The organism is Methylopila capsulata, from assembly GCF_016907975.1.
In the GTDB taxonomy this organism is placed as follows: Bacteria; Pseudomonadota; Alphaproteobacteria; order Rhizobiales; family Methylopilaceae; genus Methylopila; species Methylopila capsulata.
In genome coordinates, this window is the sequence record NZ_JAFBCY010000001.1 from 723,291 (window position 1) to 744,118 (window position 20,828).

19 protein-coding genes and 2 tRNA genes are annotated in these 20,828 nt (G+C 69.3%); 8 read left to right on the forward strand and 13 right to left on the reverse strand.

Features of this window, described 5'->3' with window-relative positions; translation table 11 throughout:
• Positions 1-8: 8 nt before the first annotated feature.
• The gene (gene fdnG, locus JOD31_RS03415) at positions 9-3,092 is read right to left on the reverse strand and encodes a formate dehydrogenase-N subunit alpha (protein ID WP_204948886.1); all 3,084 of its coding nucleotides are present in this window, start codon (positions 3,090-3,092) and stop codon (positions 9-11) included.
• Between the two features lie 258 nt (positions 3,093-3,350).
• Between fdnG and JOD31_RS03420 the strand changes: the two genes are divergently transcribed.
• The 3 genes from JOD31_RS03420 (at position 3,351) to JOD31_RS03430 (ending at position 4,291) form a co-directional block, all read left to right on the forward strand.
• The gene (locus tag JOD31_RS03420; RefSeq protein ID WP_271206153.1) at positions 3,351-3,599 is read left to right on the forward strand and encodes a sulfurtransferase TusA family protein; all 249 of its coding nucleotides are present in this window, start codon (positions 3,351-3,353) and stop codon (positions 3,597-3,599) included.
• Positions 3,596-4,165 (forward strand): YcxB family protein, encoded by a 570-nt coding sequence (locus JOD31_RS03425; RefSeq protein ID WP_204948888.1) that lies wholly within the window; start codon positions 3,596-3,598, stop codon positions 4,163-4,165. The genes JOD31_RS03420 and JOD31_RS03425 overlap by 4 nt, the downstream gene beginning before the upstream one ends.
• Before the next feature lie 50 nt (positions 4,166-4,215).
• Positions 4,216-4,291, forward strand: a tRNA-Lys gene (locus JOD31_RS03430).
• A gap of 22 nt (positions 4,292-4,313) precedes the next feature.
• On the opposite strand, the gene JOD31_RS03435 is transcribed toward JOD31_RS03430, so the two are convergent.
• The 10 genes from JOD31_RS03435 to coaD all read right to left on the reverse strand — a co-directional run bounded on the left by JOD31_RS03435 (position 4,314) and on the right by coaD (position 13,713).
• The gene (locus JOD31_RS03435; protein ID WP_204948889.1) at positions 4,314-4,499 is read right to left on the reverse strand and encodes a hypothetical protein; all 186 of its coding nucleotides are present in this window, start codon (positions 4,497-4,499) and stop codon (positions 4,314-4,316) included.
• 60 nt (positions 4,500-4,559) lie between these two features.
• Positions 4,560-5,780, reverse strand: coding sequence for an AI-2E family transporter (locus JOD31_RS03440; protein ID WP_204948890.1), 1,221 nt, complete (start codon positions 5,778-5,780; stop codon positions 4,560-4,562).
• 264 nt (positions 5,781-6,044) lie between these two features.
• Complete coding sequence (locus JOD31_RS03445) at positions 6,045-7,358, reverse strand: HlyD family type I secretion periplasmic adaptor subunit (RefSeq protein WP_204948891.1); 1,314 nt, start codon at positions 7,356-7,358, stop codon at positions 6,045-6,047.
• Complete coding sequence (locus tag JOD31_RS03450) at positions 7,355-9,103, reverse strand: type I secretion system permease/ATPase (protein WP_204948892.1); 1,749 nt, start codon at positions 9,101-9,103, stop codon at positions 7,355-7,357. The genes JOD31_RS03445 and JOD31_RS03450 overlap by 4 nt, the downstream gene beginning before the upstream one ends.
• Positions 9,104-9,253: 150 nt before the next feature.
• Positions 9,254-10,378 carry a tRNA guanosine(34) transglycosylase Tgt gene (tgt, locus tag JOD31_RS03455; RefSeq protein ID WP_204948893.1) on the reverse strand — a complete coding sequence of 375 codons (1,125 nt, stop codon included), beginning with the start codon at positions 10,376-10,378 and terminating at the stop codon, positions 9,254-9,256.
• A 161-nt stretch (positions 10,379-10,539) separates the two neighbouring features.
• Positions 10,540-11,631, reverse strand: coding sequence for a tRNA preQ1(34) S-adenosylmethionine ribosyltransferase-isomerase QueA (gene queA / locus JOD31_RS03460; RefSeq protein WP_204948894.1), 1,092 nt, complete (start codon positions 11,629-11,631; stop codon positions 10,540-10,542).
• Between the two features lie 19 nt (positions 11,632-11,650).
• Positions 11,651-12,103, reverse strand: coding sequence for a DMT family transporter (locus tag JOD31_RS03465; RefSeq protein ID WP_204948895.1), 453 nt, complete (start codon positions 12,101-12,103; stop codon positions 11,651-11,653).
• A gap of 14 nt (positions 12,104-12,117) precedes the next feature.
• Positions 12,118-12,579, reverse strand: a complete 462-nt coding sequence (locus tag JOD31_RS03470; RefSeq protein ID WP_020184637.1) for a peptidylprolyl isomerase — start codon at positions 12,577-12,579, stop codon at positions 12,118-12,120.
• Positions 12,580-12,619: 40 nt separating this feature from the next.
• On the reverse strand, positions 12,620-13,174 hold the full coding sequence (locus tag JOD31_RS03475; protein WP_204948896.1) for a peptidylprolyl isomerase: 555 nt from the start codon (positions 13,172-13,174) through the stop codon (positions 12,620-12,622).
• A gap of 41 nt (positions 13,175-13,215) precedes the next feature.
• Positions 13,216-13,713, reverse strand: coding sequence for a pantetheine-phosphate adenylyltransferase (gene coaD, locus JOD31_RS03480; RefSeq protein WP_204948897.1), 498 nt, complete (start codon positions 13,711-13,713; stop codon positions 13,216-13,218).
• Between the two features lie 174 nt (positions 13,714-13,887).
• Between coaD and JOD31_RS03485 the strand changes: the two genes are divergently transcribed.
• A complete protein-coding gene (locus tag JOD31_RS03485; protein WP_204948898.1) occupies positions 13,888-14,058 on the forward strand; it encodes a hypothetical protein in 171 nt (56 codons plus the stop codon).
• A gap of 153 nt (positions 14,059-14,211) precedes the next feature.
• Here JOD31_RS03485 and JOD31_RS03490 read toward each other — a convergent pair.
• Together JOD31_RS03490 and gyrA are read right to left on the reverse strand one after the other, a co-directional pair.
• A tRNA-OTHER gene (locus JOD31_RS03490) sits at positions 14,212-14,287 on the reverse strand.
• A gap of 80 nt (positions 14,288-14,367) precedes the next feature.
• Positions 14,368-17,109, reverse strand: coding sequence for a DNA gyrase subunit A (gene gyrA / locus JOD31_RS03495; protein WP_204948899.1), 2,742 nt, complete (start codon positions 17,107-17,109; stop codon positions 14,368-14,370).
• A 232-nt stretch (positions 17,110-17,341) separates the two neighbouring features.
• Between gyrA and JOD31_RS03500 the strand changes: the two genes are divergently transcribed.
• The 4 genes from JOD31_RS03500 (at position 17,342) to JOD31_RS03515 (ending at position 20,819) form a co-directional block, all read left to right on the forward strand.
• The gene (locus JOD31_RS03500) at positions 17,342-17,968 is read left to right on the forward strand and encodes a MarC family protein (RefSeq protein WP_204948900.1); all 627 of its coding nucleotides are present in this window, start codon (positions 17,342-17,344) and stop codon (positions 17,966-17,968) included.
• 52 nt (positions 17,969-18,020) lie between these two features.
• The gene (gene trmFO, locus JOD31_RS03505; RefSeq protein WP_204948901.1) at positions 18,021-19,448 is read left to right on the forward strand and encodes a methylenetetrahydrofolate--tRNA-(uracil(54)-C(5))-methyltransferase (FADH(2)-oxidizing) TrmFO; all 1,428 of its coding nucleotides are present in this window, start codon (positions 18,021-18,023) and stop codon (positions 19,446-19,448) included.
• Positions 19,445-19,777 (forward strand): DUF3253 domain-containing protein, encoded by a 333-nt coding sequence (locus JOD31_RS03510; RefSeq protein ID WP_204948902.1) that lies wholly within the window; start codon positions 19,445-19,447, stop codon positions 19,775-19,777. The genes trmFO and JOD31_RS03510 overlap by 4 nt, the downstream gene beginning before the upstream one ends.
• 400 nt (positions 19,778-20,177) lie before the next feature.
• Positions 20,178-20,819, forward strand: coding sequence for a hypothetical protein (locus tag JOD31_RS03515; protein ID WP_204948903.1), 642 nt, complete (start codon positions 20,178-20,180; stop codon positions 20,817-20,819).
• Positions 20,820-20,828: the final 9 nt, after the last annotated feature.

Sequence of the window (20,828 nt, forward strand, 5' to 3'; positions counted from 1 at the left end):
GCCCTCCCTTATGCCGACGCCGGAGCCGAGGTCGGCTCGATGTTGACCAGGAACGCCTTGTACTCAGGCGTCTCGATGTTGGCGTCGCCGACGAAGGGGGTCAGCGAGTTCGGGTTGTAGCCCTTCTTGGTCTTGCCCATGAAGCCCCAGTGCTGCGGGATGCCGACCACGTGGACCGGCCGCCCGTCGACCATCAGCGGCTTGATGCGCTTGGTGACGACCGCCTTGGCCTTGATCGACCCGCGGTTCGACCACACCCGCACCCAGCCGCCCTTCTCGATGCCCTTCTCCTTGGCGAGCTGCTCCGAGATCTCGACGAAGAACTCGGGCTGCAGCACCGCGTTGACCCAGACGTGCTTGGTCCACTGGTGGAAGTGCTCGGTCAGGCGATAGCTGGTCGCGACGTACGGGAACGCGTCCGCGTTCCCCAGCGCCTCGAGGTCGGCCTTGAAGATGCGCGAGGCGGGATTGCCGCGGATCTTCGGCGCGATGGCGTTCGCCACCGGCGCCTCGAACGGCTCGTAGTGCGACGGGAACGGCCCGTCGCGCATCATGCCGCGGGTGAACAGCCGCGCCACGCCCTCGGGGTTCATGATGAACGGCCCGACCGACGCTTCCGGCTTCACCGTCGGGCCGTAGTCCGGCACGTCGTAGCCGCCCCAGCGCTCGCCGGTCCACCAGACCAGCTTGCGCGACGGATCCCACGGCTTGCCGTTCACGTCCGACGAGGCGCGGTTGTAGAGGATCCGCCGGTTGAGCGGCCAGGCCCAGGCCCATTTCGGCGCAAGCCCGGTGTCGGCCGGATCCGCGGTGTCGCGCCGCGACATCTGGTTGCCGGCCTCGGTGTAGCAGCCGGAGTAGATCCAGCAGAACGAGGCGGTCGAGCCGTCGTCCTTCATCTGGCCGAAGCTGTCGAGCAGCTTGCCCTTCGCCACCAGCACCTTGGTCGGGTCGTTCGGATCGGTCACGTCGGCGAGCGCCGTGCCGTTCATCTCCTTGGCGAGCTCCTCGGCCGCCGGCTCCTCCGGCTGGCCATAGGGCCACCGCAGGTTGACGATCGGGTCCGGGAAGGCGCCGCCCTCCTTGAGGTAGAGCTCCTTTATCCGCAGGTGCAGGCCGGCCATGATCCAGGTGTCGGCCTTGGCCTCGCCCGGAGGCGAGACCGCCGCGTTGTGCCACTGCAGCCAGCGGCCGGAGTTCACGATCGAACCCTCGTCCTCGGCGAAGCAGCTGGTCGGCAGCTGGAACACCTCGGTCTGGATGTCCGCGCTTTTCACGTCGTTGAACTCGCCGTGGTTCTCCCAGAACCGCGAGGTCTCGGTGTCGAGCGGGTCCATCGTCACCAGGAACTTCAGCTTGGAGAGGCCGGCCGTGATCTTCGCCCGGTTGGGGAAGGTCATCAGCGGGTTGAACCCCTGGCAGAAGTAGCCGGTGATCTTGCCCTGGTTCATGAGCTCGAACGTGCGCAGCACGTCGTAGGTGACGTCGAGCTTTGGCAGCCAGTCGAAGGCCCAGTTGTTCTCCGCCGTGGCCTTGTCGCCCCACATGGACTTTTGGAACGAGACGAAGAACTTCTTGTAGTTCTGCCAGAAGCTGGTCTGGCCGGGACGCAGCGGCTTGAAGCCGCGGGTCGACATGTAGGCGTTGAAGTCGGGCTCCTTCTCCGTCGGCAGGTTCATGTAGCCGGGGAGCGAGTTCGACAGCAGGCCGAGGTCAGTGAGACCCTGGATGTTGGAGTGGCCGCGGAGCGCGTTCATGCCGCCGCCGCGCACGCCGATGTTGCCCAGCAGCAGCTGGATCATCGCCATGCCGCGGATGTTCTGCGCGCCCTTCGAATGCTGGGTCCAGCCGAGCGCGTACATCGACGTCATGGTCTTCGTCGGCGTCGAGCACTCGGACATCATCTCGGCCACCTTCAGGAACTTGTCCTTGGGCGAACCGCAGATCTTCTCCACCATCTCGGGCGTGTAGACCGCGAAATGCTGCTTCATCAGCTGGAACACGCAGCGCGGGTCCTGCAGGGTCGGGTCGACCTTGGCGTAGCCCTGCTCGTCCATCTGGTAGTCCCAGGACGAGCGGTCGTAGTCGCGCTTCTCTTCGTTGTAGCCGGTGAACAGGCCCTCGGCCCAGCCGAACTCCGGCTTCACCAGGTAGGAGGCGTTGGTGAAGGCCTTGACGTACTCGTGCTGGATCTTGTCGTTCGACAGCAGGTAGTTGATGACGCCGCCGAGGAAGGCGATGTCGGTGCCGGGCCGGATCGGGCAATAGAAGTCGGCGACCGAGGCGGTCCGCGTGAAGCGCGGGTCGACGACGATCAGCTTGGCGCCGCGGTTGGCCTTGGCCTCGGTGACCCATTTGAAGCCGCACGGATGCGCCTCAGCGGCGTTGCCGCCCATGACGACCACGAGGTCCGCGTATTTGATGTCGCCCCATGCGTTCGTCATGGCGCCGCGACCGAATGTTGGGGCGAGACTCGCCACCGTCGGTCCGTGTCAGACGCGCGCCTGGTTGTCGAAGGGCAGGACGCCGAGGGAGCGGATGACCTTGTAGGTCAGCGTTCCCGTCTCGTTGGTGGTGGCGGAGGCCGCCAGGAACCCGACCGAGGTCCAGCGGTTGACGGTGACGCCGTCCTTGCTGGTGGTCTGGAAGTTCTTGTCGCGGTCGTCCTTCATCAGGCGCGCGATGCGGTCGAGCGCGAAGTCCCACGTCACCCGCTCGAAGGTCTCCGAGCCGGGCTTGCGGTGCATCGGGTACTTCAGCCGCGTGTCCGCATGCACGAAGTCCAGCAGCGCCGCTCCCTTGGGGCAGAGCGTGCCGCGGTTCGTCGGATGGTCCGGGTCGCCCTCCACATGCAGGAGCGACGCGTGGGTGTTCTTGGACCTGTCGCCGAGGCTGTACAGGATGACGCCGCAGGCCACGGAGCAGTAGGGGCAGATGTTGCGGGTCTCGGTGGTGCGGGCCAGCTTGAACGGCCGCACCGCTTGCGCCATGGCCTGTTCGGCGCCGCCGAACCCCATGGCTCCGAGAGTGGTCCCGGCAACGCCCGCGCCCGCCGTCCGTAGGAACTGGCGCCGCGAAAATTCGCCGATCATCTGGGAAGCATCCTCCCTCATGAGCCGACCGCTCTCCAGCCGCCGACGAGATCAAAGGCCCGACATCCGCCGGCCGATGACGTCAATTTAGGATTTGAATAGGTCGAATGTCAAACGCCGCCCAACCGACCGCGAGAAGAAAAATCAAGTGTTTTTAACAACTTGCCTTGGCCGCGCGCAGCCCTTGCAAAGCCGTGAAGTGAAATCCGTCCGGCGCCGCGCCGCACCATGGAACCGTCCCGTCGGGCGGGGTCGCCGGTGAGCGCCCCGACGACGCTCGATCTGCGGGGGCTGCGCTGCCCCCTTCCGGTGCTTCGGCTGCGGAAGGCGTTGCTCGGCATGCCCCCCGGCGCGACGGTGATGGCGCTGACCGACGACCCGCTCGCGACCCTCGACGTGCCCAACTTCCTGCGCGAAACCGGCGATGATCTGCTTTCGAGCGAGCCCGACGGGAGCGGCCACCGATTCGTCGTCCGGCGGGGAAATGAGACGGAGACGACCGGTTGACGACCTCGATTCGCATGCGCCTGACCGAGCAGGACCTGACCGCGGCCATGCGCGTTCATTTCATGAACGCGATCCGCCGTCCCTCCCCCTGGCTGTTCTGGTCGATCGTCGTGCTGGCGTTTTTCAGCCTGATGGGGCTGATCCTCCCGCCGGACCCGGACGCCTCCGGCGCGTGGTTCAGCGTCAGGCGCCTACCCCTGCTTCTGCTGGCCGTTGTCGTGGGCGCGCAAATCCTCGCCTACTTCGTGACCATCCCGCTCGCCGCCCGCAGGACCTTCGCGCAACAGAAGAACCTCGGCGGAGAGAACGAGATGTCATGGGACGCGACGCGGATTGTGTCGCGCGGCCCGCATGGCGTGTCGGACTTCGCGTGGGGCGACTACTGCGCCTGGCTGGAGCGCGACGGCATGGTTCTGCTCTATCAGTCCGACCAGCTCTTCCAGATCGCCCCGGCCCGCGCCTTTCCCTCCGAGGCCGAACGCCGCGAGATGATCGAGCGCCTTCAGGAGCCCGGCGTTCCGAGGGCCCGAACGCGCGCGAAGCGCGCTCCCGCGAAACCCGCTTGAAAGCGCCGCGCCCCCCAACTAGTGTCCGCGCCGCGCCGCATGCCGGTCGCGAGCGCGTAGCTCAGTTGGTAGAGCAACGGACTTTTAATCTGTAGGTCCTGGGTTCGAGTCCCAGCGCGCTCACCAAGTCAGCCCTTATGGCCGCCCTTCACATCGGCGGTTCGATCATCGGCGGCTCGGGCGGCGAGATCGGCTCGTCGTCGATCGAGGGGTCGATCGAGGGCTCGGGGTTCGGAACGACGTCCGGATCCTGCACCGGGACCTCGTCCGGGATCGGCGGGCGCACGGGCTCGCCGGGCATGGGCGGGTTCGGGACGTTCGGGCCTGCGGGCATGATGTCCTCCTGTGAACGGTCGTCTCAGGGCTAACCCGCCGTGCGGGGGCTTCGTTCCGCTCACTCCGCCGGCGCCGGGCGTCCGACCACGCCGCCGCCGCGCTTGGAGCGGCGGCGCACGATGCGGTAGCGGCGCACCGCGCGGCGGTCGGCCTCCTCCTTCAGCGCGACCTGCGGCAGCAGCAGGTGCTTCATCAGCACGAGGGCGATCACCAGCAGCGGCACGGCGAGGAAGGCGCCCACGGGCCCCCACAGCCACAGCCAGAACGCCAGCGCCAGCAGGACCAGCAGCGGGTTGATGGTGAAGCGATGGCCGAGCACCATCGGGGTCAGGATGTTGCCCTCGAGGAAGGTGAGCAGGACGAACGTGAGCGGCGGCGCCATGGCTGCGAGCGTGGTGTCGAAGCTCACCAGGCTGACGCCCGCGAGGATCAGCGTCAGCAGCGCGGGGCCGAGGAACGGCGCGTAGTTCAGCACGAAGGCGAGCGCGCCCCAGAGCGAGGGGCTGGGCAGGCCGAGCGCCCACATCAGCAGCGTGGTGGCGAGGCCGAGCGCGACGTTGATGACGGTGATGGTGACGAGATAGTCCGAGACCCGGGCTTCGACGTCCCGCATCACGCGGCCCGCCGTCAGTCGGGCCTTGCGGCCGAGGCAGAGGCCGAGCAGGCCCTGCCGGATCGAGGTGCGGGTCGCGAGGTAGAAGAACAGAGTGCACAGGAACAGGGCGGCCTGGCCGATCAGGGCCGGAGCGGACAGCGCGGCGCTCGACAGCAGCCCTGCGTGCTCCAGCACAACCTTGGGCGTCTGCCTGTCGCCCATGTTGGCGACCTTCTCCAGCGACTCCGAGACCTGCTGGATCTGGAGGAAGGTGGCGCGGAGCTCGATGACCTTGAGCTGAAGCGCACGCCACAGCTCTGGAGCGCGGTCGATCCAGGACTGCAGCGGCAGCGAGAAGGCGTAGGCCGCGAGATAGATCAGCGCGATCAGCAGCAACACCACGATCAGCGCGGCGAGCGTCGACGGGACGCCCTTCTTCTCGATGCGGCCGATGCCGGGGCCGAGCAGCAGGCCGAGGATCAGCGCGAGCGTCATCGGCATCAGGATTTCGGCGGCGAACTTGAGCGCGGTCGACAGCACGATCACGAACAGGCCGATCATGCTGACCTTGGCGCCGGAATCGAGCAGGCGGCCGATGGACGCGCCGCGCCGCTGCGCGAGCGTCAGCCGCTCGCTGCCGGCCGTGACCTGCAGCGGCTGCGCAAAGTCGTCGGAGATGGCCAACGGTCGTCACCTTCCGCCTGCCGGAGACAGGCTCATTGCCCCAGACAGGGCAAACCGCCGAGGCCTGTCCGAGGTTCCGCCGCGCGCGGGCGAAACCAAGATCTGGGCGACGGCGGCGGCAAAGAGAGCAACGGCGGCCGAGCGAAGACCGCCCGCGACAGCGTCCGCGAAAGACCTGGTCTCCGCCGCGCAGCAGGCGGCGGCGCGCGTTACACGGGGTCGCCTCGGTCTGACCGCATGGCGACCTTCACGCGCCGCGCGCGATCACTGCTCGCGGAAGCTGCGGCGGAACGAATGCACGATGGGGTCGAGGAAATACTCCGCCGCAACCCGCTTCTTCGCCTCGACATAGGCCTCGACCGGCGTGCCGGGCTTGAGGTCCTCGGGCCGGGCGTAGGCCAGGAAGGCCGCGCGGTCCACGGTGACCTTCGCGGTGTAGTAGGTCTCGCGCGTCTGGGGGTCGGTCATGATGTCGGCCGCGACCTGCAGCACGTGGCCGGGGATCATCGGCATGTCGCGCTGGGCGAAGGTGAGGAACGACACCCGCGCCGGCATGCCGGCCTCGATGTTGCGGATTTCCTGCGGGGTGACCTTGCCCTCGATCACGAGGTCGCCCTCGGTCGGGACGATCTCGAGGATCTCCGTGCCCGGCCGCACCACGCCGCCGACCGTCTTGGCCTGCAGGTTCAGCACGAAGCCGGTCTCGGGCGCGATCACCGAGGTGCGCGTGAGGATGTCGCCCGCGGCCGACACGCGGGCCTCGAGGCCGGCGATCTCGGAGCGCGCCTTGGCGAGGTCGGTCGAGGTCTCGTTAAGGTGCTGGGTGACGACGTTGCGGAGCGTCACCTGCTTCTCGACGATCTCGGCCTCGGCGCGGCGGATGTCGGCGTTGAAGGCCGCGACGTCGGTGTCGAGCTCGGACCGCCGGCGCTGCAGCGCCAGCATCTGAGGCTTCCGGGCGAGGCCCTTGTCGAACAGCCCCTGCGTGTCGGCGATCTCCACGTCGATCAGGTCGCGCTGGGCGAGCGTGCCGCCGATCCGATCCTTGTTGCCGTCGATCTGGGCCTGCAGCTTGCCGATCTGCGCCTTCAGCAGCTCCAGCCGCTCCGCCTGGTCGCGCCGGGTGGTCTCGAACAGCGCGCGCTGGCCTTCGATGAAGACCGGGAGCGTCGGATCGTGTGGGTCGGCCTGAAAGGCGGCGGAAAAGTCGATGGTCTCGGCGTTGGCGAGCTGGGCGGCGAGCCGGGCGGCCTCGGCCTGCCGGCGCGACAGCGTGTTGCGGTACTGCCCGTAGGACGCCTGCGCCTGTGCGCGCTCCAGCGTCAGCAGCGGCTGGCCGCGCGTCACGAGGTCGCCTTCCTTGACGAGGATCTCGGCGACGATGCCGCCCTCGAGATGCTGCACGACCTTGCGGCTGGCCTCGGGGCCGACGATGCCGCGCACCACGGCGCCGGCCGCGAGCGGCGCGGTCGTGGCCCACACGGCGAAGCCGCCCATGAAGCCGAACACCACGACGCAGCCGGCGAAGGTGACGCCGCGCAGCCGCGCGGAGAGCTTGGGCGACCGCGTCTCGCTCATCGTCCCGCTCCCGCCGCGGCGGTCCGCGGCTCGTTCGGCACCGGCGCCATCAGTTCGCGCAGCACCTCGGTCGGCGGCCCGAGCCGCGAGATCTGGCCGTTCTGCATGACCGCGACGCGGTCCGCGAGCTGGGCGAGCGCCGGCTTGTGGGTGACGAGCACGACGGTGACGCCGCGTTGCTTCAGCGTGGCCATGCAGGTGACGAGCGCCCGCTCGCCCTCTCCGTCGAGGCTGGCGTTGGGTTCGTCGAGCACCACGATGCGCACGTCGCCGTAGACGGCGCGGGCGAGCGCGACGCGCTGGCGCTGGCCGCCGGAGAGCGGCGCGCCGCCGTTGACGAGCACGGTGTCGTAGCCCTGGGGCAGCGCCTGGATCAGGGCGTGGCACCCCGCGAGCTTCGCCGCGTCCACCACCTTGGCGTCGTCGGGCTCGTCGAAGCGGGCGATGATGTCGCGCACGCGGCCCGAGAACAGCTCGGTGCCCTGCGAGAGATAGCCCACGTAGCGGCGGCGCTGGTCGTCGCGCCAGTGCATGATGTCGCCGCCGTCGAGCCGCACCGACCCGCGGTGCGCCGCGCGCGAGCCGACGATCGCGCGGCAGAGCGTGCTCTTGCCGGAGCCGGACGGCCCGATGAAGGCGAGCGTCTCGCCCGGCGTGACGTTGAGCGAGACGCCGGCGAGGATCGCGCGCTCGTTGCCGGGCGCCATCACGGTGACGCCGGCGAGCGTCAGCCGCCCCTCGGGCTCCGGCAGGGCGATCGGCTCCTCGACGATGGCCTCGGAGGCGTCGAGCAGCTCCGAGATGCGCTTCCAGGCCGCGCCCGCCTGCTGCAGGCCGCGCCAGGCGGCGATCGACTGGTCGAGCGGGGCGAGCGCCCGCGACAGCAGGATCGAGCTCGCGATCATGCCGCCGGGCGTGATGTGGCCGCCGAGCGAGAGCCAGGCGCCGAGCGCGAGCGTCGCGATCTGGGCGACCACGCGCAGGAACTTGCCGGCGCCGATCATCACCGTGCCGGTGTCGGTCGCTTCCGCCAGCAGCGCGGTCGAGGCGCCGTTCGCACGGCTGGCGCGCTGCGCGAGCGGCCGGCCGAGGCCCATGGCGGCGACGGTGTCGACGTTGCGCGCGGCTTCCGCCAGCACGCGTTGCGCTTCCTGATGCCCCTGCGCGACCTTCTCGGTCGCGGGCTTGGTCACCCGGTCGTTGACGAGCGCGAGCGCGATGATGAGGACCGAGAACACCAGGCCCAGCAGGCCGAGATAGGGGTGGATGATGGTGCAGCCGAGCAGGAACAGCGGCATCCACGGCGTGTCGCACAGCGAAGGCAGCGTCGGCCCGGACAGGAACGAGCGCACCGCGCGCAGGTCGTTGAACGGCGTGCCTTCGTAGGCGCCGCTGGACGACTTCACGAGCCCCCGCTCCGCCCCCATGGCCGCCGCGAACACCGGCTCGAACAGCGTGTCCTCGATCCACTCGCCGATGCGGGCGAGCGTGCGCAGACGGAGCGATTCGAGCGCGGCGTAGACCGCGATCGACGCCGCGGCGATCAGCGTGATGTAGATCAGCGTCTCCACCACGCCGCTGCGCAGGACGCGGTCGTAGACCTGCATCATGTAGAGCGACGGGACGAGCAGAAGCAGGTTGATGGCGACGCTGAAGAACGCCAGCAGCCCGAGCGCGGCGCGGATTTCGGTCCGCACGCGCGTCAACGCGACCGCGCCTGATCCCTTGCCTTCGACCCGCTTCATCAAAGTCCCCTCAAACCGACGCGGAGGCACGTTGTGGCCAAACGATCACCTCGGGACAAGTTAGTAGTTTCCCGGCGCCTTACGATCCATGAACCTAGCCTGAGAAGGTAACGAACTGGATATCAGTGCAATAACGAACCCGGCGCGATTTTACGAACCCGGATCGCCGTCCGCCCAGACTTTGGACGTCTCCGCCGCGTAGTCGGCGAAACGCCCGTCGGCGATCGCGGCGCGCGCCCCGGCCATCAGGCTCTGGTAATACGCCACATTGGCCCAGGTCAGCAGCATCATGCCGAGGATCTCGCCGGTCTTTACGAGATGGTGGAGGTAGGCGCGGGAGTAGTCGCGCGCGGCCGGGCAGTCGCTTTCCGGGTCGAGCGGACGCGGATCGTCGGCGTGGCGGGCGTTCTTGAGGTTGATCCGGCCGAAGCGGGTGTAGGCGAGGCCGTGGCGCCCGGCGCGGGTCGGCATCACGCAGTCGAACATGTCGACGCCGCGCGCGACCGACTTCAGCAGGTCGTCGGGCGAGCCGACGCCCATCAGATAGCGCGGGCGATCCGCCGGCAGTTCGGGCGTGGTCTCCTCCAGCATGGCGAGCATGGTCGCCTGCGGCTCGCCGACCGCAAGGCCGCCGATCGCGTAGCCGTCGAAGCCGATGTCGACCAGGGCGCGCGCCGACTGCTTCCGCAGCTCCGCCACGTCGCCGCCCTGCACGATGCCGAAAAGCGCCCTGCCCTCCGGCGCGCCGAAGGCGGCCTTCGAGCGCTCGCCCCAGGCGATCGAGAGCCGCATGGCGCGTTCGACCTCCTCCGGCGTCGCCGGCAGCCGCACGCATTCGTCGAACTGCATGGAGACGTCGGCGCCAAGCAGCCGCTGGATCTCGATCGATCGCTCGGGCGTCAGCCGGTGCTGCGACCCGTCGATGTGGGAGCGGAAGGTGACGCCGTCCGGGTCGAGCTTCCGCAGCGCCGAGAGCGACATCACCTGGAAGCCGCCGCTGTCGGTGAGGATCGGGCCTTGCCAGCCCATGAACTTATGGAGCCCGCCGAGCGCCGCCACCCGCTCGGCGCCCGGCCGCAGCATCAGGTGGTAGACGTTGCCGAGCACCACGTCCGCGCCGGTGTCGCGCACCTGATCGGCGTACATCGCCTTGACGGTGGCGGCGGTGCCGACCGGCATGAAGGCCGGGGTGCGGATCGCCCCCCGCGGAAAGACGAGCGCGCCGGTGCGGGCGGCGCCGTCGGTCGCGGAGACGGTGAAGGGGATGGCGCTCATCTCTCGTTTCAACGCTCGTGTTCGGCTCGACGTCGTCGCCTGCCCGCCGTCATGCCCGGCGCAGCCGGGTATCCACGACTTCCGCCCGGCGCGCTACGCCCGGCCAAGTCGTGGATGCCCGCGAAAGCGGGCATGACGCGCGCTTTTCTCCCCGCTCGAGCTCATCGACGCGACGAGCCCTCCGGCAGGAACAGGCACGCGTCGCCGTAGGAGTAGAACCGGTAGCGCTCGGCGATGGCGTGGGCGTAGGCGCGCTTGACGACGTCGAGGCCGGCGAAGGCCGCGATCAGCATCATCAACGTTGAGCGCGGCAGGTGGAAGTTGGTCAGCAGCGCGTCCACCGCCCGGAAGGGCACGCCCGGCGTGATGAAGATGTCGGTCGCGCCGTCGAACGCCGAAAGCCGTCCGTCGGGGTCGACCGCGCTCTCCAGCAGCCGCGTCGAGGTGGTGCCGACCGCGACCAGCCGGCCGCCGGCGGCGCGCGCCGCGTTCAGCGCCTCGGCGGTTCCGGCTTCCAGCACGCCGTTCTCGAAATGCATGCGGTGGTCGTCGGTGTCGTCGACCTTCACGGGAAGGAAGGTGCCCGCGCCGACGTGCAGCACGGTCTCGTGGCGGGAGACCCCGCGGCGGTCGAGCGCTTGCGTGAGGCGCGGCGTGAAGTGCAGGCCGGCGGTAGGCGCCGCGACCGCGCCGGGCTCGCGCGCGAACAGCGTCTGGTAGTCCTCGCCGTCGCGGGCGTCGGTGGCGCGCTTGCCCTCAATGTAGGGCGGCAGCGGCATCTCGCCGGCGCGGGCGATCGCGAGGTCGAGATCAGGCCCCGACAGATCGAAGGCGAGCGTGACCTCGCCGCCCTCCCCGCGGGATTCCACGGTCGCGGCCAGCGCGCCGAGCAGGCAGGCGCCGCCCTCCGCCCCCACGACCACCCGCTCGCCTGGAAGCAGCTTCTTGGCGGGGCGCGCGAAGGCCTTCCAGCGCGCGCCGTCGAGGCGCTGATGCAGCAGCAGTTCGACCCGGGCCGCGCTGTCGCCCCGCAGCCGCACGGCCCTGAGGCGCGCCGGGATCACCCGCGTGGCGTTGACGACCAGCGCGTCGCCGGGCGCGAGCAGGTCAGGCAGGTCGGAGATCAGCCGGTCTTCGAGCTCCGGCGTCCCGCCGGGACGCACGACGAGCAAGCGCGCGCTGTCGCGGGGGTTCGCCGGCCGAAGCGCAATCAGCTCCTCCGGCAGATCGAAATCGAACAGGGAGACGTCCATCGCGGTCCGGCGTCCGCGCTCAGAACAGGCGCACGAGCAGCGCGCCGACGAACAGCGTGACGATCCCGACCATGCGCAGCAGGCTGAGCGGCTGCACCGGCACGCCGAGCGCGCCGAAATGGTCGAGCAGCGCCGCGCAGAGCAACTGTCCCGCGATCACGAAGGCGATCGTCGCAGCGACGCCGAGCTTCGGCACCGACAGGGTGACGACGACGATGAAGGCCGCGCCCAGCAGGCCGCCGCCGATCCACCAGCCGAACGCCACGTCGCGGGCGCTCGCGATGGCCGGGCCGACCACGCCCATGGCGACGGACGCCGTGGTGAGGGCGATGGTCCCCACCCAGAACGACACCATGCTCGCCGCCACCGGCGAGCCGATGCGCTGGGCGAGGCCGGAGTTGACGATGCTCTGCAGCGCGACGCCCGCGCCGACCAAAAGGACCGGCAGCCCGAGCAGGAGTTTCGAGAGCATCGTCGGAAGCCTCCTCAGGCGTCCGCGGCGACCTTGATCGACACGATCTTGTCGGGATCGATCACCGGCTCGCCGCGCTTGATCTTGTCGATGTTCTCCATGCCCTCGGTGACCTGGCCCCACACCGAGTACTGGCCGTCGAGCCACGGCGCGTCCTCGAAGCAGAAGAAGAACTGGCTGTCGGCCGAGTTCGGGTCCATGGAGCGGGCCGCCGACACCGTGCCGCGGACGTGCTTCTCCTTGGAGAACTCCGCCTTGAGCTTCACGCCCGAACCGCCGCGGCCGGTGCCTTCGGGATCGCCGGTCTGGGCCATGAAGCCGTCGATCACGCGGTGGAAGACCACGCCGTCGTAGAACTTCTGACGGACGAGCTCCTTCACGCGGGCGACGTGGCCCGGCGCAAGATCGGGGCGCAGCGCCACCACGACGCGGCCCTTGGTCGTCTCCAGAACCAGCGTGTTCTCGGGATCGCTCATGTCAGTTCCTCTCGTTGTCGTTGAGGTCGGAGCGCGGGGATCAGCCCGCTGCGCCGACGAGGCGGGCGGAGGTCACCTTGTCCGGGCTCGACACCATGCCGCCTTCGCCCGAGCCCTTCTTGAGCTTGTCGACGACGTCCATGCCCTGCGTGACCTCGCCCACGATCGTGTACTGCCCGTCCAGCCAGGGGGACGCGGCGAAGCAGATGAAGAACTGGCTGTTGGCGCTGTCGGGCGACCCCGCGCGCGCCATGCCCACCACGCCGCGCTTGAAGCTCTCCTTGGAGAACTCCGCCGCGACGTCGGGGTACTTCGAGCCGCCGGAGCCGGTGCCGGTCGGGTCGCCGGTCTGGGCCATGAAGCCCGCGATCACGCGGTGGAACGGAACGCCGTCGTAGAACTTCTCGTTCACGAGCCTGACGATGCGCTCGACGTGCTTGGGCGCGAGGTCCGGCCGCAGGCGGATGGTCACCGCGCCCTTGGTGGTCTCGAGCACGATCGACGGCCCGGCCTTGGCCGGCGCCGCGGTCTGCGCCGCGGCGGGCGCGACGGCGGCGAGGCCGAACGCGAAGGCGAGTGCGAGCAGCAGCTTCATGGACAGCGTCCTCGGAAGGATCGAGCGGCGCGACGGCGCGCTCATGAACGGAACCGATCGGCGAGCCGGCGCGCGACCTCGGGCGGCGCGAAGGCCGAGACGTCGCCGCCCATGGCCGCGATCTGGCGGACGAGCGTGGCGGTGATGAAGCGGGACGCGGGGCCGGCCGGCAGGAAGACGGTCTGCACCTCCGGCGCCAGCTCGCCGTTCATGCCCGCCATCTGCATCTCGTAATCGAAGTCGGTCGCGTCCCGCAACCCGCGGACGAGCAGCGTCGCGCCGGCCGCGCGCGCGGCCTCGACGACAAGGCCCGAGAACGCGACGATCTCCAGGGCGACGCCCGCCGTTTCGGCCAGCGGGCCGCAGGTCGCCGCGATCAGCTCGCGGCGCTCGTCAGCCGAGAAGATCGGTTGCTTGCCGGCATGGACCCCCACCCCGACGACGAGCCGATCCGCGAGCGTGAGCGCGCGCGCGACCACGTCGAGGTGTCCGTTGGTCACCGGGTCGAAGGAGCCGGCGTAGAAGGCGGTGCGGGGCATGGGCGACCGGCGACGTGAACCCGAGGGCGGATTGCGCGCCGTGCTTACCGCGCTGGCGGTCCGGACGGCAAGCCCGGCCGGCTTCGAACCGGTGAACGCGACATGAACGCCCGGCCCAGAAAACGTTCAGTCGACCGCCGCCATTCTCGCCGGCGAAACATCGAGGAGGTCGTGATGAACGCCGAACCGACGATGCGTTCGCAAAGGCTCCGCACGGCGCTCGCGGGCGTCGCCCTGCTCTACGCGCTGCTGTCGCTGGCGGTGCTCGCCACCGCGTCGACGCCAATGCGCGGCGGGAAGCCGAACGCAGCGACCTCTCTCGAAAGCCAACCCCTCGCGCGGTGACCCCCGCCGCGAAACGGCGTCTGGACGAAATCCCGCCCCTCTTCGTCCCGAACGCGCGCGAGGACGCCCGGCCCCTGGGGAGCGGCCGGGCGGCTTCATCCTGAAAACGCAAAACGGCGCGTCGCAGAGCCTGCGACGCGCCGTTTTGGATCTTGGAGGCCCAGCCTGGATTTGAACCAGGATGTAGAAGCGTTCCCGCTTCCTAGAGTAGCCATTCCCCCACCGGGCCGACGTCCGGACGATGTCACGGACGAATGCGCCGAACAACGATGACCGGAAGTTAAGCTTAAACCTTTCTTACCCCGTCGCTCACGCGCCGGCGTCGCCCTCGTCGCCGGCCTCGGCGGTCTCCTCCTCGCCGATGTGCTCGACGGAGACCACGCGCTCGCCCTCGGCGGTGTTGAACACGATCACCCCCTGCGTCGAGCGGCCCGCGAGGCGGATGCCCTCGACCGGGCAGCGGATCAGCTGGCCGGCGTCCGTGACCAGCATGATCTGGTCGGCGTGCTCCACCGGGAACGAGGCGACCAGCGGCCCGTTGCGGTCGTTGGTGACCATCGCGACGATGCCCTTGCCGCCGCGGCCGGTGACCCGGTACTCGAACGACGACGAGCGCTTGCCGTAGCCGTTCTCCGACAGGGTGAGGATCATCTGCTCGGCCGCGCTCATGGCGGCGTAGCGCTCCGGCGAAATCCGGACGTCCTCGTCCCCGCCGTCCTCGTCGATCTCGGCGGGGGCGTCCTCCGTGGCGCTCTCGCCCTGGCCGCGCCGCACGGCGTTCGCGAGCTTGAGATAGGCCAGGCGCTCGGCCGGCTCCGCCTCGAAGTGGCGCAGGATCGACAGCGAGATGACCTTGTCGTCCTTCGCCAGCGTCACGCCGCGGACGCCGACCGAATCGCGGCCCTTGAACACGCGCACATCGTCGACCCGGAAGCGGATGCACTGGCCGCCGGCCGTCGTCAGCAGCACGTCGTCGTCCTCGGTGCAGATCTGCACGTCGACGATCGCCTCGCCCTCGTCGAGCTTCATGGCGATCTTGCCGGAGCGGTTGACGTTGACGAAGTCGGACAGCTTGTTGCGCCGGACGGTGCCGCCCGAGGTCGCGAACATCACGTCGTACTTCGCCCACTCCGACTCGTTCTCGGTGAGCGGCATGATGGTCGTGATGCGCTCGCTCTGCTCGAGCGGCAGCATGTTGACCAGCGCCTTGCCGCGCGCCTGGGGAGCCGCGAGCGGCAGACGCCACACCTTCTCCTTGTAGACCTGGCCGCGCGACGAGAAGAACAGCACCGGCGTGTGGGTGTTCGCCACGAACAGCCGGGCGACGAAGTCCTCCTCGCGGAACGACATGCCGGAGCGGCCCTTGCCGCCGCGGCGCTGCGCCCGGTAGGTCGCGAGCGGCACGCGCTTGACGTAGCCGGCGTGGGACACGGTCACGACCATGTCCTCGCGCTGGATCAGGTCCTCATCCTCGAAGTCGGCGTCGGATTCGAGGATCTCGGTGCGCCGCGGCGTGGCGAACTGGGCCTTCGCGGCCAGCAGCTCCTCGCGCACGATCGCCTGCACCCGCTCGCGCGAGCGCAGGATCTCGAGGTAGTCGGCGATCTCGACCGCGATCTTGTCGAGTTCTTCCGCGATCTCGTCGCGGCCAAGCGCCGTGAGGCGGGCGAGCCGCAGCTCGAGGATGGCGCGGGCCTGCTCGAACGACAGGCGGTAGGTGCCGTCCGCCGCCAGCTTGTGGCGCGGGTCGTCGATCAGCTCGATCAGCGGCGCGACGTCCATCGCGGGCCAGTCGCGGTCCATCAGGCGGTCGCGCGCCGTCGCCGGGTCCGGCGCGGTGCGGATCGTCTGGATGACCTCGTCGATGTTAGCGACCGCGATCGCGAGGCCGACCAAGACATGCGCCCGGTCGCGGGCCTTGTTGAGGCGGAACTTGGTGCGGCGGCTGATCACCTCCTCGCGGAAGGCGAGGAAGGCGACGAGCACGTCGCGCAGGTTCATCAGCTCGGGCTTGCCGCCGTTGAGCGCCACCATGTTGACGCCGAACGTCGCCTGCAGCTGGGAGAACCGGTAGAGCTGGTTCAGCACCACGTCGGCGACCGCGTCGCGCTTCAGCTCGACCACGATCCGCATGCCCTGGCGGTCGCTCTCGTCGCGGAGGTCGGATACGCCCTCGACGCGCTTGTCGCGCACGAGCTCGGCGATCTTCTCGACCAGCGTCGCCTTGTTCACCTGGTAGGGCAGCTCGGAGACGATGAGAGCCTCGCGCTCCTTGCGCACGGTCTCGACCTCGACCCGTCCGCGCATGATCACCGAGCCGCGGCCGGTGGTGTAGGCGGAGCGGATGCCGCCGCGGCCGAGGATCAGACCCGAAGTCGGGAAGTCCGGCCCTGGGACGATCTCGAGCAGCTCCTCGACCTCCATCTCGGGCTTCTCGATCAGCGCCACGCAGGCGTCGACCACTTCGCCGAGATTGTGGGGAGGGATGTTGGTCGCCATGCCAACGGCGATGCCGCCCGCGCCGTTGACCAGCAGGTTCGGGAACTGCGCCGGCAGGACCGAAGGCTCCTTCTCGGAGCCGTCGTAATTGTCCTGGAAGTCGACCGTGTCCTCGTCGATGTCGGCCAGCAGCGCCATGGCGGGCTTCGCCAGCCGCACCTCGGTGTACCGCATGGCGGCCGGCATATCGCCGTCGATCGAGCCGAAGTTGCCCTGGCCGTCCGCCAGCATCAGCCGCATCGAGAATTCCTGCGCCATGCGGACGAGCGCGAAGTAGATCGATTGGTCGCCGTGCGGGTGATACTTACCGATGACGTCGCCGACCACGCGGGCCGACTTGCGGTAGGGCCGATCGGGGAAGTAGCCGTTCTCGTTCATCGAGAACAGGATGCGCCGGTGCACCGGCTTCAAGCCGTCGCGCACGTCGGGCAGCGCGCGCGCCACGATCACGCTCATGGCGTAGTCGAGGTAGGAGCGGCGCATCTCGTCGGCGATGGAGACCGGCTTGATGTCGGACGGGCCGCCGGACGTCGGATCGGTAGGATCGGCCAAGATTGAAATGCTTTCGATCGTTGCTTGCGGCCGCAAACTAGACGATTCCGCGCGCCGACGCCAACTTCGCCCGCCGATTCGGCGACGCTAAAACCTCATATACGCCAATATGTTACGGGCGCGACCCGGAGCGCATGGCGGAAACACGACAGGCGCCCACCGCTCTTTCGCGCCGCCGCGACTGTGGATAGGCTTCCGAGGCTCTCCCGCCGCGCCGTCTCGGGATCCACGCGTGCTCCTCGATTTCTTCTCGTCCGCCTTCGTCACCCTGCTCGTGACGATGGATCCGGTTGGCCTCGCGCCGGTGTTCCTGGCGCTCACGCCGGGGGCGAGCGCGAGCGCGCGCCGGCGGATCGCGCTCCGCGCCGTCGTCATCGCGTTCTGCGTGCTCGCGGGCTTCGCGCTGGTCGGCGACTGGCTGCTGCGTCAGCTCGGCATCACCCTGCCGGCCTTCCGGATCGCAGGCGGCATCCTGCTGTTCTGGATCGCCTTCGAGATGATCTTCCAGCTGCGCATGGAGCGGAAGGCCTCGACCGCGGAGCAGGCGCTGCAGGAGCACTACAACGACCTCGCCGCCTTCCCGCTGGCGATCCCGCTGATGGCCGGCCCGGGCGCGATCGCCGCCGTGCTGCTGTTTTCCGGCCGCGCCGGCGGCGATCCCCTCCGCTTCGGCGTGCTGATCGGGACCGTCGCGCTGGTCACCGCGGCCTGCTACCTCGCCTTCCGCTTCGCCGAGCCGATCGACCGGCTGCTGGGCCGCACCGGCAACCTGGTCCTGACCCGCCTGCTCGGCGTCGTCCTCGCGGCGCTCGCCGTGCAGTTCGCGATCGACGGCGTGAAGGCGGTGATCGCGGGCTGAGCCGGCGCGGCCGTCCATTGCTCCGCCCCGCCGCGGCGACTAGGTTCCCGCGATGACAGACGCCCCTTTCTCCCCCATCCACGTCGTCGGCGGCGGCCTCGCCGGTTCCGAGGCCGCGTGGCAGATCGCCAACGCCGGCGTGCCCGTGACGCTGCACGAGATGCGGCCCGAACGCTCGACCGACGCGCACCAGACCGACGGCCTCGCCGAACTGGTGTGCTCGAACTCGTTCCGCTCCGACGACGCCGAGCAGAACGCGGTCGGCCTGCTGCACCAAGAGATGCGGCGGCTGAACTCGTTGGTGATGCAGGCGGCCGACGGCGCCCAGGTGCCGGCCGGCGGCGCTCTCGCGGTCGATCGCGGCGCCTTCTCGGCCGCCGTCACGGCGGCGCTGGAGGCGCATCCCCTGGTGACGATCGAGCGCGCCGAGATCGCCGGCCTGCCGCCGGAGGCCTGGGACAGCGTGATTGTGGCGACCGGCCCGCTCACCTCGCCGGCGCTGGCGGAGGCCGTGCGCGCCGTCACCGGCGAAGGCGAGCTCGCCTTCTTCGACGCCATCGCGCCGATCGTCCACGCCGACTCGATCGACATGTCCGTCGCCTGGCGGCAGTCGCGCTACGACAAGGTGGGCCCCGGCGGCACCGGCGCCGACTACGTCAACTGCCCGATGACGCGCGAGCAGTACGAAGCCTTCGTCGCGGGGCTGGTCGCCGGCGACAAGGTCTCTTTCAAGGAGTGGGAGGCGACGACGCCCTACTTCGACGGCTGCCTGCCCGTCGAGGTGATGGCCGAGCGCGGGCCCGAGACGCTGCGGCACGGCCCGATGAAGCCGATGGGGCTCACCAACGCGCACCAGCCCGAGATCAAGGCCTACGCCGTGGTCCAGCTCCGCCAGGACAACGCGCTGGGCACGCTCTACAACATGGTCGGCTTCCAGACGAAGCTGCGCCACGCCGAGCAGGTCCGGCTGTTCCGCACCATTCCGGGGCTTGAGAACGCCGAGTTCGCCCGGCTGGGCGGCCTGCACCGCAACACCTATCTGCACAGCCCGAAGCTGCTCGACCCGACGCTGCGCCTGAAGGCCCAGCCGCGGCTGCGCTTCGCCGGCCAGATCACCGGCTGCGAGGGCTATGTGGAGAGCGCGGCGGTGGGCCTCATGGCCGGACGGTTCGCGGCCGGCGAGCGGCTCGGCCGCGCCTTCGCCCCGCCGCCCGTCACCACCGCGCTCGGCGCGCTGCTCGGCCACATCACCGGCGGGCACCTCAGCGTCGAGGGCGAAGGCCCCAAGAGCTACCAGCCGATGAACGTCAACTTCGGCCTGTTCCCCCCAGTGGAGGGCGCGCTCCGCCTGCCCGACGGCTCACGCCCCCGCGGCGCGCAGAAGGCGGCGGTGAAGAAGCGCATGCTGACCGACAGGGCGCGGGCCGATCTTGCCGCGTGGATGGGTGGATCACAGGTTTCGGCGGAGGCTGCGGCATGAGCGAGACGATCGAGGATCTGGTGCTGCGGCTCGCGACCGAGCGGGGCCTGGCGAAGACGATCTGCCCGACCGAGGCCGCCAAGGCCGTCGCCGAGCAGCGCGGCGAGGAGGATTGGCGCGGCCGCCTGTCCGACGTCCGCGCCGCCGCCGTCCGCCTGTCGCGGCGGGGCAAGCTCGCCGTCTACCGCAAGGGCAAGCCGGTCGATCCCAACACGTTCAAGGGCATCTACCGCATCGGGCTGCCGGCCCCGGACGCGGCCGACGAGACCGAGCCGGAAGCGGAGGCCGTGATCGCGGACGCCGAACGGTCCGACGGCGGCGACGACTGAGGCGGGAGGTCTGACCGCGAACGCCGATGATCGGAAAGCGCTGAGATCGTGTCCCGGCCTTGAGCCGGGACACGGCGTCGCGCGGGACCGAAGCGCGTGCTTCGAGACGCCGACCTCCGGTCGGCTCCTCAGCATGAGGCGGTTTGCGTCTCTGGAACTTGCCCCCTCCTTATGCTGAGGAGCCCGCCCTCCGGCGGGCGTCTCGAAGCACGCAGGGCCGCAGCGGGTCCTTCCGACGTCGCGCTCGTGCAGCACCTTGTTGTGCTGGGGGTTGTGCAACAGCGCGAGCCGGGGCGCAGTCGGGCGCATCGCGGCGCACGATCTCGCCTTGTGCGAGCATTTTTGACGCTCTACGATTTAAGCTACGCGCAGGCCCGAACTCGAAACCGACGAAGACCGAATGGGCGATTTTGCTTCAACTTCACGCTTTTGCGTCACCGCGTTCACGTTGGCGCTTGCGCCGCTGACGTCTGGATCCGCCTTAGGAGCCGAGCTCAAGTCGGGTCCGGCGCAACCGGCGAAGGACAATCGCGCCTCGATCGACGACCTCCAAGTTTCGCTTTGCCAGTCGATAGCGGACGCTCTCAAGCGCCAAGGCCGCCCGGAAGATCCTGTGTGCAAGAACATCCTCGAGACGCACAGGGCGGGGTCGAACAAGAAGTCGATGCAAGCTTACTGCCGCGGCGGGCCGGCCAAAGCCGACATATGCGAACTCGCGCGCGCGACGGCCGCTCGCCTCTCGACAAGCCTTCCGATCAGAATCAATGCGCAGTCGTCGCTGACGGGCGCGCAAGCCAAGGGCAAGGCGCTCACGCTGACCTACACGTTCAACGTTGCAGGTAGTCAGGTCCGAGGGCTCGCCACGCACGCGTTCCAATCGACGCCCGAGACGGCCGAAAGCCTATCCGCGCAGGCTCGGAACCAAGTCTGCAGCATCGCCTCCATGACCTCGGTCGTGAACGCCGGACTGCAGATCGAGACCTTCTACGTGTCCAGGGACAACAAGCTCCTCGGTTCGGCCAACGTGAACCGGTGCCCCTGATCTAGCGAC

Coding starts and splice junctions, on each gene's coding strand:
- JOD31_RS03435 (WP_204948889.1), bottom strand. CDS start 4,499: ATGCCCGCAGGCCCGAACGTCCCGAACCCGCCCATGCCCGGCGAGCCC.
- JOD31_RS03445 (WP_204948891.1), bottom strand. CDS start 7,358: ATGAGCGAGACGCGGTCGCCCAAGCTCTCCGCGCGGCTGCGCGGCGTC.
- JOD31_RS03450 (WP_204948892.1), bottom strand. CDS start 9,103: ATGAAGCGGGTCGAAGGCAAGGGATCAGGCGCGGTCGCGTTGACGCGC.
- tgt (WP_204948893.1), bottom strand. CDS start 10,378: ATGAGCGCCATCCCCTTCACCGTCTCCGCGACCGACGGCGCCGCCCGC.
- queA (WP_204948894.1), bottom strand. CDS start 11,631: ATGGACGTCTCCCTGTTCGATTTCGATCTGCCGGAGGAGCTGATTGCG.
- JOD31_RS03465 (WP_204948895.1), bottom strand. CDS start 12,103: ATGCTCTCGAAACTCCTGCTCGGGCTGCCGGTCCTTTTGGTCGGCGCG.
- JOD31_RS03470 (WP_020184637.1), bottom strand. CDS start 12,579: ATGAGCGATCCCGAGAACACGCTGGTTCTGGAGACGACCAAGGGCCGC.
- JOD31_RS03475 (WP_204948896.1), bottom strand. CDS start 13,174: ATGAAGCTGCTGCTCGCACTCGCCTTCGCGTTCGGCCTCGCCGCCGTC.
- coaD (WP_204948897.1), bottom strand. CDS start 13,713: ATGCCCCGCACCGCCTTCTACGCCGGCTCCTTCGACCCGGTGACCAAC.
- JOD31_RS03485 (WP_204948898.1), top strand. CDS start 13,888: ATGAACGCCGAACCGACGATGCGTTCGCAAAGGCTCCGCACGGCGCTC.
- trmFO (WP_204948901.1), top strand. CDS start 18,021: ATGACAGACGCCCCTTTCTCCCCCATCCACGTCGTCGGCGGCGGCCTC.
- JOD31_RS03510 (WP_204948902.1), top strand. CDS start 19,445: ATGAGCGAGACGATCGAGGATCTGGTGCTGCGGCTCGCGACCGAGCGG.
- JOD31_RS03515 (WP_204948903.1), top strand. CDS start 20,178: ATGGGCGATTTTGCTTCAACTTCACGCTTTTGCGTCACCGCGTTCACG.